Annotated in this window: 10 protein-coding genes; 2 read left to right on the top strand and 8 right to left on the bottom strand. The window is 55.5% G+C overall.

What is annotated here, in order from left to right:
• Position 1 precedes the first annotated feature (1 nt).
• The 3 genes from RID21_RS29850 to pglW all read right to left on the bottom strand — a co-directional run bounded on the left by RID21_RS29850 (position 2) and on the right by pglW (position 9097).
• Entirely contained in the window at positions 2-829 is an 828-nt protein-coding gene (locus tag RID21_RS29850; protein ID WP_350195374.1) for a hypothetical protein, read from the bottom strand.
• Positions 826-4578, bottom strand: coding sequence for a BREX-2 system adenine-specific DNA-methyltransferase PglX (pglX, locus tag RID21_RS29845; RefSeq protein WP_350195372.1), 3753 nt, complete (start codon positions 4576-4578; stop codon positions 826-828). Before pglX ends, RID21_RS29850 begins: the two co-directional genes overlap by 4 nt.
• A gap of 289 nt (positions 4579-4867) precedes the next feature.
• Complete coding sequence (gene pglW, locus RID21_RS29840) at positions 4868-9097, bottom strand: BREX system serine/threonine kinase PglW (RefSeq protein ID WP_350195370.1); 4230 nt, start codon at positions 9095-9097, stop codon at positions 4868-4870.
• Between the two features lie 433 nt (positions 9098-9530).
• Between pglW and RID21_RS29835 the strand changes: the two genes are divergently transcribed.
• Entirely contained in the window at positions 9531-9686 is a 156-nt protein-coding gene (locus tag RID21_RS29835; protein ID WP_350195368.1) for a hypothetical protein, read from the top strand.
• Positions 9687-10332: 646 nt separating this feature from the next.
• Here the strand turns inward: RID21_RS29835 and RID21_RS29830 are convergent.
• From RID21_RS29830 to RID21_RS29810, 5 genes are all read right to left on the bottom strand, one after another.
• On the bottom strand, positions 10333-10509 hold the full coding sequence (locus RID21_RS29830) for a hypothetical protein (protein WP_350195366.1): 177 nt from the start codon (positions 10507-10509) through the stop codon (positions 10333-10335).
• A gap of 23 nt (positions 10510-10532) precedes the next feature.
• The gene (locus RID21_RS29825; RefSeq protein WP_350195364.1) at positions 10533-10901 is read right to left on the bottom strand and encodes an STAS domain-containing protein; all 369 of its coding nucleotides are present in this window, start codon (positions 10899-10901) and stop codon (positions 10533-10535) included.
• A 127-nt stretch (positions 10902-11028) separates the two neighbouring features.
• Entirely contained in the window at positions 11029-11397 is a 369-nt protein-coding gene (locus RID21_RS29820; protein WP_350195362.1) for a hypothetical protein, read from the bottom strand.
• Positions 11398-11476: 79 nt separating this feature from the next.
• Positions 11477-11992, bottom strand: coding sequence for a hemerythrin domain-containing protein (locus RID21_RS29815; protein ID WP_350195360.1), 516 nt, complete (start codon positions 11990-11992; stop codon positions 11477-11479).
• The gene (locus RID21_RS29810) at positions 11961-12272 is read right to left on the bottom strand and encodes a hypothetical protein (RefSeq protein WP_350195358.1); all 312 of its coding nucleotides are present in this window, start codon (positions 12270-12272) and stop codon (positions 11961-11963) included. Before RID21_RS29810 ends, RID21_RS29815 begins: the two co-directional genes overlap by 32 nt.
• 466 nt (positions 12273-12738) lie before the next feature.
• Between RID21_RS29810 and RID21_RS29805 the strand changes: the two genes are divergently transcribed.
• The gene (locus RID21_RS29805) at positions 12739-12888 is read left to right on the top strand and encodes a hypothetical protein (protein ID WP_197999793.1); all 150 of its coding nucleotides are present in this window, start codon (positions 12739-12741) and stop codon (positions 12886-12888) included.
• Positions 12889-13061 lie beyond the last annotated feature (173 nt).

Genomic DNA, 13061 nt, shown 5'->3' with positions numbered 1-13061 from the left:
GCTAAGATCCCGTTTCACGTAAGGTTTCATCGTGCTTGGCGAAACCGACTACCAAACAGTCTTGATCACACTGATGTTTTTTTAGCCCAACCTGATCCAGAATCGTTTTCCAGTGGGAAATGATTGTATCGTCCGAACTTTCCGCTTTATGGATCAAAGCCTGTTTACGCTTTTTTTGGTTCTTATTTCTGGCGTAGTGATATCCGAGTGCGGTTAGTGCTGCATCCCAACTGTGGCTATTGAATCCACACCTTTTTTTGCGAGGTAGTTTCCAATCTCCGGTTACAAAACCTTCGAAGAGTTCGATATCGGCAGTAGTCTTATGGAAAGTTGTAATCGATTTCTTTTTAATGGCATCTTTTATGTCATTAAAAAGCATATAACCTATTGAAATTGCTTTTACCGAAGAGGTTGCACCACCAAACTTATACCATCTCCGATTCTGCTTATTGATTTCTCTGTCTTCTGCAGCAAATCGTGCAGGAAATAGATCAAAGACTGTACCTGCGTTTGACTCAGGAACTGGTTGCCACATGGGGGCTTCCATTCCTATGGCGATCCGCTTTTGAGAATTCAAATCTACGCAGATCTGATCTACTAATTTTCGCATGTCATTTCCTGACATGTAATCGTCAGTAGTATCGATATGGTATACGGTCTCCCCATTTTCCTTACTGGATACCAATTTCGCTGTCGTTTTAACTCTGGCCCAAGCTAGCGTTGTTGAGTCGTCAATTTCATGTTTTTCATCATGACGATACATACCAATATCGATGCCGTAGGCGATTTGGGGAGGCGTGTATTTTGCGGGCTGTTCTGGCTCCGTCATTTCTTCGCCTTTCGTTTGGTTGCTGTTTTCTTTGTCTTTTTGGGTGGTTGCCAGTTTTTGATCTGGTCGATGGTCATATCTAATGCTTTGGCTTCGGTGGTGAGGAAGCCTGCGAAGACTTCGTCCATGCGCTGGTTGAATTCGGGGTCGAGGTCGTGGTGCCATTGTTTGAGCCAGGGGAGCAGCTCTTCCAGGCAGGCCAGCAGGGGGATCAGGCGGGGGTCGTCGCGGCCGCCGAACTGTTCCTGGACTTCGACAAAGTAGGCGCTGATGGCGCGGGCGAGTTGCAGGTGGTCGTAGCCGGCCCAGGCGATGACGGGGGTGCCGTCGGGGCCCTCGCAGTGGGGGAAGCTGATCCAGCGTTCCCTGGGGACGTCGAGCTTGCCGCGGAGGGCCCAGTAGCGGACGCCGCCGGTGGAGAGGAAATCGCTGCTCTTATATTTCGGGGGGACGGGGATGTCGCCGACCTCGGCCTGTTTGAGATCCTGGGCTGCCTGGGGGGTGAGGTATTGGGGATCGTCCTCGGGGAGCTGGGAGCGGGCGTCGATGGCGTCTTCGCGGCGCTGGAGTTCCCAGGTCTGTTCCCACTCAGCGCGTTTGCGGAGTCCGGCGGGTTTGTAGCGGAGAATGGGGAGCAGGGGGACCTGTTCGGCGTGGACGAGTTCGTCGATGAGCCGCTGCACGTCGAAGGCACTGTCATCGCGGTAGACGGCCCCGACTTCCAGGAACTGCGGATCGCGGCGGGCGATGTCGGCGAGCTGGGCGATGCTGATGAGCTGGATGTCGATCTCGGCGGTCGGCGTCCCCTCGGGATTCATCCGCCCGTCAAAATCAAAATACCGCTCCAGCCGATCCAGCAGCCAGTTCTTTGCTGCATCAAGTAGTTCATTATCTGAACGTTGATGATTGAACAGACCTTGTCGACCAATCCAGCGTCGCTTGTACATGGAACTCTCGATCAGTCGAAGTGACTTATTCGATTCCAGTTCTTTGAGACGCGCGTTCCACAGTGCCTGAATTTCTTCTGGCCAGTCTTCCGGAACCGATGCAGGCACATCGAATCCATCTTCATTTTTACTCGCATGAATGCAGAAGGGACGTGCTCCAGCTGTAAGATCGAAATCAATTTGATCTGTCTCCTCACCAATCAGACTGTCGGGGATGAGATCGAACATTCGGTAGACAGTGAAATCGATCTGCTCTTGTAGAAAGATCTGACGTGAACGGAGCTTCTGTCTTTGGCGCTGGTTTTCTTCCCAGGCTTTTAAAATAGAATCCTTGGTGAGATTGTTTGCACAGAAGACAGCTGCGGCTTTCAAATCACTGTACTTCTGAGTGGCTTGATCCATCTCTTTCGTTAGATCTAACAGTCGGTCGCGTAATGCTCCTTTGGTCCAGCTTTCTGGAATTGGCAATTTTCCGAGTGCTGTTCCATTAAAAGCATAAGGGACTTTAGCCTTTGACTCGATACGAATTCCATCTCCCCCCATCATTTGTTTCTGATGACAAACCTGTTTCATCCAAAAACAGGCAGTCGAGCTATTAAGTAGTCCTAGCAAAGATAGGTGATCTTTTTCTAAGCAATCTTCCGGTAATTTAATGACCGGAGCAGTACGATTATATGTTTTCCCGCCACGGTCTAAGAAAAAATGATTATGTGTAGCCACTTCTGCATAAGTTATTGATAGTTTAATAATGTATTTTTCTGGAATCCATCGGTACCATGTCCACCACTTATCCCCACATTCCAATCGGGTTCTCCCTCCGAAAGAAACCACACCACCAATTACGGTTCGCATAAACCAGATCCATCGTCCCCAAGGGGCTCCAGTCTCTAATGTTATTGGGTCATAACTGCTATCATATGGAGTAAACGCTGATTCTGTTGTTGTCATCGACCAGTCCCTGATGCTGTCTCCGACGACAAATGGCTTAATATGTTGGGGGGAGATATTAGCTCTCAGAAAACATTGTGAATCACTAACGAAGGCATCATCTTGCCCGGTGAAACTTGCGAATCCAATCGAATTTGAATAAGTGTTTAATATCGATGTGGCTATGTTTTCTAGTTTTTCTTTGAGTTCAGATGCACCTCCCCCTCCAATCGACCAGGGATGCTTATGAAACAGTACCCGTTCTGAATCCGCAACACTCATAAAATCACTTTCGGAATCAACGCGGTCAATCTGATCAACGATGGCGGACCAGACGAGTCCCTGAGCGGGATCTTTGGGGGTACTCGGCTCGCCGCGGATGCCCATGACGGTGCGGATGGTGCTGGTGACCGGTTTGCGGTGGCGGCCGAAGAGGATCACGGTGGGAGTGCCGTGGCCCGGGATGTACGCGCCGCTGGTGTCGATGACGTGGGTCAGGTCGATCTGCGGAAAGAACTGTTCGATCAGTTTTTTGCCGAACTCCCGTTTCATGAAACTGTTGGCGGTAATCTGTCCCGTGAAGCCGCCGGTGACGGCCAGGCGGAAGATGCGTTCCAGAAAGGGGACAGCCAGGGAGTACTTCATGTGGCAGGATTCGAAGCGCGTGCGGTAGCGCTGGTTGAGCTGCCGGTCTTTGGGGGTGATGTACGGCGGATTAGCGACGACGGCGTGGTAGATGCCGGAGCGGAGCGACTGTTTGAGGGCGGGGAGGTCTTCGCTCTGGTAGGCGTGTTCGCATTCGGCGTCGTCGCTGGTGAGTTCGAAGTCGAAGACCTGCTGTCCGCCGCGGAGGGGGCTGTGGAGCAGTGAGTCGCCGCAGGCCAGGTGGAGCGTGAAGGCGGGGGCGTTTTTGAGCTGGTGAATGTCGCAGGCCTGCATGGCTTTGAGGAGCAGGCGGAAGCGGGCGATGGCGATGGCGTAGGGGTTGACGTCGACGCCGTGAATGCTGTCGAGGGTTTTCTGGACGAGGTCGCGGACTTTGCCGCCGGGCTCTTTGCGGTACCAGCGGTCGAGCAGGCGGGGGAAGGTGCCGAGCAGAAAGTGGCCGCTGCCGCAGGCCGGGTCGATCATGCGGAAGCCGGCGGGGGTGACTGCGGTGCCCTGGGCGTCGGTGACGGGGGGCGCGTCGAGGCCGAACTCGTCGAGCGCCGGTTCGAGAGTGCGGTCGAGGATGAATTCTTCGACGAACTCGGGGGTCTGCAGCAGGGCGTATTTCTTGCGGGCCGCTTCGGAGAGGTCCTGGTAGAGATCGCCCAGGAAGCGGGTGTCCCAGTCGGCATCGGTGAAGTCGTGGACGAGTCCGCCGGCGTTGGCGTCGATCTTCTGGAAGAAGGCGAGCAGTTCGCCCGCGGCATCACCGGAGAGCCACTGCGGGAGTTCGCGGAGCGGGTTGTGTTCGCCGAAGACTTCGCGGGTGCCGGGGAGCGTGGCGAGTTCATCAAAGACGGCGAGCAGGTATTCGCGATCGGTCTCGGTGGGATGGGCGCGGAAATAGAGTTCGCGTTCATCGCGGGCCCGCTGCAGCTGATCGCCGGGGCCGGAGAAGCGGGGGGGCTCGATGAGCTGGTTGTCTTCGAGGAAGCGGACAAAGACCGCCGAGAGGACCCAGGCAGCGGCGGCCTGGGTGATGGCGTCGCTGCGCCAGTCTTCATAGTTCTGGGCGGTCCGTTCGGCAGTGCGGGCCTGTTCGTACTCGGTGCGGAGCGTCTCCCCGACCGCGGGGACGTCGGCTGATTCACTGCGTTCGAGCAGATCGGCCTCGAGCCGTTTAAGGAGTTTCTGGAGATCGGAGAGGAGAGCACTGCGGTTGATCATGGATTTATAAAGCTCAAATTATTTTGAAATTAGTTTCTGAAAATTAATTCAGCAACACTAGATATATGTGTGAGGAGTAATCTCAAGCGAGATGTAAACGGTCTCCTCATTATTTGAGGATTTTTTAGAAATGAAAGACCCAACGATATTATTGATGATCATCCAAATCTTGCTGCAAATTGCTGGATTATTAAAGGATAATAACAAGGAGTAAAACCAATGTGGTATTGGAAGAACAGAAGGGGGGCTCGAGGGCCTCCTTTTTTTACGTCGGGACTGTACTGCGGGTTCATGAATGGTCCTCTCTATGTATATTCCGCAGCCAGCTGTTGGGGATGCGGGTGCGTTGTCCGGGGCCGATGAGGGGGACCGGTTTGCCGTCGATGAAGGCCTGGTTTTCGCCGGGGAGCAGAAGCCAGAGTCCGGGGATGCCGTTCGTGCGGCCGACCTGTTGCGAGAGGCGGCTGAGCAGGTCCATCTGATCGTAGCGGGCGAGCAGACCGGGGTAGATCATGAGCATGGTTTTGTCGGCGGCCTGGAGCTGTTGTTCCACTTTCGGCAGCGCCCGACTGACGAGCAGTTTGAGTTTGTCCCAGTCGCCGGACTGCGGGAGGGCATCGGTCTGCAGGACGAGTTCCCAATTGACGCCGGCCTGGCTGGCGGTTTCTTTGAGGGCTTCGATGAGCAGTCCTTCGAGGTCGACCAGTTCCAGCGGGAAGTGGCGGGTGAGTTCGGCGAGCGCCCGATCGAATTCGCGGGGGTTGACCAGCAGGGTGAGGAAGGCTCCTTCGCGGAGGTTCCGCTGCAGACGCTCTTCAAACTGACGGGCGTCGGCGAGTTCGGGGGTGATGTCGCCCGGATCGCCGGGGAGTGAGGAACGACGCGACCGGGAGGTGCCGCTGCTGGTGAGGGTGATCTGGTGCGGCGCGCGGCTGGTGAAGACGCCGGGGAGTCCGTCGCTGCCGTCGACCCATTCAAGTTCGAAGCCGGCCTGCTCGAGGAGCGTGTTGAGCTGTGGTCGCCCGGGGAGCGGACTGGCATCGGGGTAGCGACCGGCGACGCGATCCTGAATCTGGGCGACGGTCATCGATTTCTGTCCCAGGAGGGCACCTTGCGACAGTTTCAGCGCACGCACCGCTTCCATACCGCGGGGATAGAGTTCCTGTCGGCTGGAGAGGGCCGCCTGTTCCGAGACTTCCGCGGCAAGGCGGACGAGCCGGGTTTCCGAGACGAGCTGATCGTCGGGGGGCGTAATTTCCTGGAGACGTTCGAGGACGCGGGTGGGGGCGAGCAGCGGATCGGCCTGGGCGAGTTGATCGGCGAGGGCGCCGAGCTTGCGGGCCCAGGTGACGAGTTCGGCATCGGTGGCGATAAAGATTTGCTGTTTTTCACGGCGGACGAGGAAGCGAGGATCGGCGGTGGAGCGTTCGACTTCGACGGCGGCCCGGATGACGGCGATGGCGTTGGTGGTGCGCTGCGGGTCTTCCTCGGAGGAGCCGCGGGCGACGATGAGGGCTTCGGCCAGTTCGCGGAGGGACATGACGCCGGCCTGCGCGGTCAGGATTTCCAGGAGATCGTCGCGGACCCGCGTGAGCGCGGGATCTTTTTCCCAGCGCTGTTGCAGTTTAAGGACGACCTGTCCGGGTCGGGCCCGGCTGACATTGAGTTCGCGCGCGAGATCGGCCTGGCTGGGCCAGGGATTGTCGAGTGCAGGATCGAGGCCGAGCAGGAGACGGACGCTGCGCTGGAAGGTCTCTCCGTCGCGGGCGCCGACTTTGAGCAGTCGGCTGACGAGCAGGTCGACGCTGAGCGCGGCGATGTCGATGGATTCGGTTTCGGTGGTCTCGGGTTCGGCGAGGGGGCCGGGCTCGCGATCCGGTTTGCCCAGGCGGGCGCGGAGAATTTTGACTGCGGAGGTAATTTCGCGACGGGTTTTATTACCGACGCCGCGGAGACGCATCAGTCGTCGCATGGGGACGGTGAGCAGGTCTTCGACGGTGAGGATGTTCGCGCGGTCGAGGGCGTTGGTGGAGCGCGAGCCCAGACCGAGTTCGGGGATGTGCGTTTCGAAGTCAGCCTCGGCGAGGAGGTCCTGGAGCCGGGATTCATCAGCGTGATCGGAGAGGGCGCCGGGTTCATCGATGCCGGCAAAACAGTTGCGCCAGGCGCGGAGCATTTCTTCCGCGTTGTCGAAGCGCTGGTCGATGTTGCGGCGGAAGGCCTGGGTGAAGAACTCGGTAAGTGCTTCGCGCAGGGCGGGGTCAAACAGTTCGGCGTCGATGGTGATTTCAGTACCTGCAGGCAGGTGACTGGGAGAGGTGACGCCATCGCCCCAGACGGGGAGTGTGCCGGTGGCGAGTTCGTAGAGTGTGACGGCGGCGGCGTAGCGTTCCGCGTGCAGGTCCCAGCGGGGGGAGGTGGGATCGCGGAGGGGGAGCAGCGGATCGAGGTAGCCGGTGGTGCCGGCCCGGATGTTCTCGGCGGGGGTACGTGAGAGCGAGAAATCGAAGAGGACGAGGTGCAGTTTGCTGCCGCGTCCGACCATGCCGACGGCGATGTTATCGGGCTTGATGTCGCGGTGGGGGATGCCCTGTTCTTCAAGGTGATTGACGACCTGGAGCAGGTCATCGCCGAACCGCTGGAGCAGATCGATGTGCAGCCGCCCGTCTTTGCGGAGCCGCTGCCCGAGTGTTTCAATGAGGCGTTTGCCCCGCTCGGTGTAGACGGGCCGCATGAGGAAGCCGACGTGGTTACCGAGCTGCAGCGACTCGACAAAGTGTACGATGTTCGTGTTCCGCATTTCTTCCCGCGCGAGGAGTTCAGCCTCGGCGGCGACGCGGTCGTTGTGTTCCGGATCGCTGGCGACTTTGAGGATGAAGTCCTGCTGATCGTTCTCGACGAGGAGTGCGACGGAGCAGGCACCACGGCCGAGGCGGCGGACGACTTTGAAGCCGCCGGGGAGGGTGTCGCCGATCTGCGCGTGAGTGGGATCGTCGAGCAGTTCGTGCTCGGGTGAGGTGAGTTCGTTCTCGACGAGGTCGAGCGATTCGAGGAAATCGTCGACGGAGCCGGTGCGGTCGGGGACGATGGGACTGGTAGCGGAGCGGACCATTTCCTGGAGCCATTCGCTGGCGCCGTTGAGGACGGCGCTGATCTGCAGGCCACTGGTGCCGCGGAGTTTTTCACCGAGTTCCAGGGCACTGGCTGCGGGAGCGACGCCGGAGAAGATCTGGTAGGCGATGGCCCCAAGGGAGAAGACGTCGAGGTGTTCTCCCAGTCCGGCCTGGGCATCGGCGAGTGACTCGGGTGCGAGATAGGCGGTGGCGGCGTCTTCCACCAGGCGATCAACGTGTGAAGTGGCAGTGAAATGCCGCGAGACTTCGGTGGAAGTGGTACTTTCGCGGTAGCTGAGCTGCCAGTTAAAGATTTTCAAACGGGGGTGCCCGGTGTTGATGCGGGTAACAAGGACGCTTTGCGGTGAGAGTCCGCGGTGGACGATTTTTTTCTCGTGGGCATATTTGACGACCTCGGCGAGCTGGCGGACGAGGTCGATCTGGGTTTCGATGCTGAGCTGGTCTTTCTGCTGCGCGAGATAGTGATCGAGACGGAGGCTGAGGGGGTCGTGCTCGAAGAGGAGTGCCGGCCCGAGTTCGTGTTCGGTGAAGTTGAAGACGCGGAGGATGCCGGGGTGCTCGAGGTTTTCGAGGATCTGGAATTCGCGGAGTGCGGCCCGCTGGACACTTGCGCGATCATCCGCGTTGGCTTCATTGTGAACGAGGTAGAGACGGACGCGGCGGCGGGAATTTTCGAGTTGTGAGTGCTGGGCGCTCCAGTCCTGGTATTTGGGTCCCGCGCCGATGATTTGTTTCAGGAGGTAGTCGCCGACTTTGCGGCTTTTCTGCGAGGGACGGACACCGGCCTGGTTGAGGGCCTGACCGATGGCATTCGACATGGGGGTATCGTGTGTGCCGCGGGGGTGCTTATCGAGGCCGGGACACTCGCGATTGATGAGGGCCGCCATGATGCCAGGCCGTTCGGGGCGGTCGTCGGTGGCGGGTTTGTCGCGGAGGCAGACGCGGGCGCGGGCGTTGCCGGTGAGTTCGCAGTGGAGTTCGGTGGCGGAGCAGAAGACGAGTGCTTCCAGATAGGGGAGGCGGCCTTTCTTTTTGAGTGCCTTCTGTTTCTGCAGGAGTGAGCTGAGCCGTTTGGCTTTGAGGTTGGTGGCGATGAGCGGGTTATCGACGGTGGCCCGCTTGCCCTCTTTTTCCCAGGTCCAGGTGCCGGCATCCCCGCGGAGGCGCCCGGGGCGACTTTTGATTTCGACGAGGAAGAAGCCCATGGGGGAGAAGACGAGGAGGTCGACCTCGTTGACGCTGCCATCATCGGCGATGAATTCGAAATTAGACCAGGCGCGGTAGGGGGCGAACTCGGGAAACTGGCTGCGTACGAAGTCCAGTGCTTCCCGTTCCCAGGGAAACTTTGATTCAGTAACCGTAGTCCAGTTGTCTGCCTCTGCCATTATTGAAGTTGAGCCCGCTATCCGTCAGATCGATGGTGAGTAAGTGTGTGTTCAGAGAGGATCCTGCGTGCGAAATGGTCTCTTGAATCAGGAATACGCTCGTACAGATTTACACCTCACCTTACCAATTCAGGGGGCGGTTTTCAATCGGCGGGAAGCTCTCTGCGAGCTGTTTTTCACGGCTGTCGGAGCAGGCCCCCGTGTAATGTGAACGGTGCTAAAATAAAGTGACGCGACTGGTGCGGGGTGTTCAGATTTCGCTGTCTGTGCGGTTGCGTAAAATCTCTGCTGTTCGTATTGAGACTGTGGGGATGGTGTTTGCCTGTCTGATACGTGTTGGATTGTCGGGGTTGTGATGACTGGATTGATTTTGCGGATCGGCGTGAGGGGGTCAAGCGGAATTGGGGATTGCGCGCAGCGTGAAATGCTCTCAATGTGCAGTGACTTCCGGGTGAGTGTGCTGCGAAATTCGCTGAAAGTGCTCCGAAATGATTTGAAAAGTTACGAGACAGAGGGAACCGGTGGTGGATGTTCCGGTGAAAAACTGGAAAAATCGACGGCGATTCAGGTGATGCTGAGTCACTTGTGAGTCAGGTTTCGGTGCACGCATCGTCCGCCTCGCGCGCGAAGCACAATTGCATAACTTTATGATTCGGGAAGTGCAGATCAAGGGGAGTCTGTTCAGTTTTGGAGACAGAAGTGCGCTGGAGATTGTGAGGTGGTTGTGCTGAGAGGGGTGGGGATTTACGAGGCGTAAAAAAACACGGAATCGATTGAGGTCGATCCCGTGTTTTTTGGGAGTAAGCGGAGAGAGGGGGATTCTCTGACTGCCGATTTGCTGCCGTGCTTACCATGTGTATGAGACTATTATGATAGACTTATTCTGTCATTCGTCAAGAACTATTATCAGGCGTTGATTCTTTTCAGTCATATATGAATGCCACAAAACTGCCACAAATATTTTGAGCTACTCGATAGTATAGACGCATGAGCTCCCTAAGCTATGGCCATGTGCGGTTTGTTATTACCAACAGCGACTTCATCCCGACATCGGTGTCCCACTCTGGTACAGTCAGTTCTGATGACAATGATGTCCTGCACTTCGTTGCTGAAATTATTTGACTATTTCCAGATGCGAGTACTCGCGCGAAAATGTCTGGAATGTTGTGATAAACAGGAGGGCAAGAGAGCAACCTACGCGTGTTCGCTCCTGAAAGGTCAAAATAGATAGTCCTTCACAGCTCGACTGCAGTCAGCCAGAGCGTCTGATTCCGGAACTGCTTCAGCGGCTGGATCCGGACCAGGAGCGGATTAACGCCGCCGATGATATCTCTTTGATGCTGTTCCAGCGCAACAATGAGCGTATTTCGCTGTACGATAACCTGGCAGCCCCGTTTCGGACGTTGAAGCATTACTTTCGCAGGACAGAAAAGGCTTAATGCGAGCTGAGGTTCATGAGGGCTTCTTCCCGAGTGTCGAACAGCGGCCAAAGCGTTCCCAGTTTGATACTCTGGAGAATGTACTGCATGTTATCACAGGCGTTGCAGAAGACAGCTTGACCGCCGGACTGTTTCGCCTGTTGCAGGAGACGGATGAGACAGCTGATGATGATCGAATCCAGATATTCCACCCGATTGAGATCGATGATCACATTGGAAATATCACGTGCATTCAGCAGGGCCAGGATTTTATTGGATTCAATCTGGATGTTGCTATACAGGAACTGCAAGGCCGATCCCTGGGGAATCACGATCAGATTCGAGGCAATGGTTTCTACCTCGAATATTTCATACTTTTCAGACATGATTTGAGCTCAATCTCCACTGGTCCACTACAGATATAACATAAGAAAATAAAATCCAGAGAAGTGAATGTTCTAGCATAGCTCATTCACTTTCCGGATTTCAATCAGTGAGACGGATATCTTTGATTTAACTCAATCCTTCTGCGTCCTGTTGTGTCTCAATGTGCACAGGCTGTTTTTTCTGATCACGTTTTTTAGAAATTTTCCGTTTTAATGTATGAACGGAACGTCTGATGGCGACATTGATTGCCGATGAGAGTCGTTCGCGGGTTTCCTGCACGACAATCGGCGCGCCGACTCGGGTCTGCAGGACAATACGACAGCGCTGATTGATGCCTCCTTTCGGTCCGTTGATGTCTGTAATGCAGATGCGGACCGTTTTGATCCAGCTTTCGACGCGATTGACGGCCTTGTCCCACTCGCGTTCGATGTACTCTCTGGTTCCGGGACCACAATTGATCTGTGTGGCGACACATTCAAAATCATAGTTTCTCATTGGAAAATCCTTTGGGAAAGAGAACAACGGTTTCAACGATTGAAGTGATTCTCGATGGTGCAGTGGATCAGGAGTTCTGTCACCAGCGCGCCGAGTATGCTTTACTGGAAACGCCTGAATGATACATCCGCTTAAAATTTTCGTAGGAAGCTGACATGATCAGATCGAATTCTGCCGATTCGTGTTGCTGAAACTTCTGATAGAACTGATCAAAACGTTCGATCTGTGCCGCGTAAGTGGTTTGATTCCATTGCGGGTATAACGCCTCTTCAACCTGCTCGGCGATCGATGCGATTTCGAGGTATAAATCTTCATGCTGATCTCTCAGCCGCTGTGACTCAGCAGCGGTGATGGCGTCAACCTGGTCTGCATGATCGAAATAGCCGAAGGTGCCTTCCAAGGCGAAATGCATCGCCAGTTGGTCTCTCAGTTCGTTGATGAGCACGCTGAACCATTCCGGTTTGAGTGTCAACGGATCAGGAACCAGCCAGAAAGTACGCAGATTTTCCATGAGATTGTAGAGCCTGAGGTTATCCTCTTTGATCTCTTTGAGAAAAGCAGCATTAACAGTGACCTGACGAGAGTTGCTGATCATGTTGATGTTCCCGTTTAGAAAAGTGTGTCTCGAATTGAGTCTGTGCTGCACCAACAGTGACCTGCAGAGCAATCGCGACAGCTTCCGGATCGGATTGCTGCAGACTGATTGCCGTTAATAAAACCTGCAACGCGTAATACGTTTTGAGGTGTCCCGTGATCGAGATCCGTTCCCGATCCTGTTGGCAGGTGAGCTGCAGAAATTGCGTGTCTTTCAGCAGTTCCTCCAGTCTTGATTTCGTCAGTGTGATGGAATCCGTCGCCAATCCATTGTTTGACATGTCATTCCCGTTCGCTTGAGTGAGGAGCGGACTGTCAACTGCCGTTGACAGTGTTGCCCCACGTTGATGGTTGCAGCCGGAAGGCAAAACAGACCATGGTGCGCCGCAGGTTAGAATCAGGCCCAGTACAAGCCTGTCTCTCGCTCATCCAGACGGCACACCATGGTGATCCTCCTTAAAAATTGATCTGCCGCAGGAGAAGAAAGGCAAAGCGCATGCCAAACCGGGCGAACAGGAATACCGACTTGTCAGAGATGCGTTTCAAGGGAGACCGGATGTGAACTGCAGGTGACAGCGTCGCGCCCGGCTGACACTTCTCGGTTCCTCTTGAAGATCGCATCAGTCCTAAGTGATGAGTGCGTCAGGAACAGTACTCACCGTAGACCAACTGGCATGCTGTTTGCTTCCTCTAGTCCGGCAAACACCTCGAGGTGCCTCATGGTTTCCATTACGAAAGGGCACCGCAATGCGCAATTTATTAAACAAACAGACTCCTCGGCTGGTTCCATTCACTCCTCCACGGTTGCCTGCACAGGCGGATCGGGAGGATGTATTAGGGCAGGTGATCCTCTTCCTGGTGATTCTGCTTGCGATCCTGTTGCAGGCACTGATGTAGAATCTGATCGAATCGTCTCTATTCAATTGCCCGCCGCCGGTTAAAATGGAATGAGCTTTGAAGAACATTCCCTGTCGGGGATTTTGTACTTCACCCGAGATAGACATCCATCAGAACAGGCGGCGAGGCTTCATGTCCGGCGAATTCAGTGCAGATTGTTTTCGAGCGATTGC

The organism is Gimesia sp. (assembly GCF_040219335.1).
Taxonomy (GTDB): domain Bacteria; phylum Planctomycetota; class Planctomycetia; order Planctomycetales; family Planctomycetaceae; genus Gimesia.
This window is presented reverse-complemented; position numbering and strand designations above follow the sequence as displayed.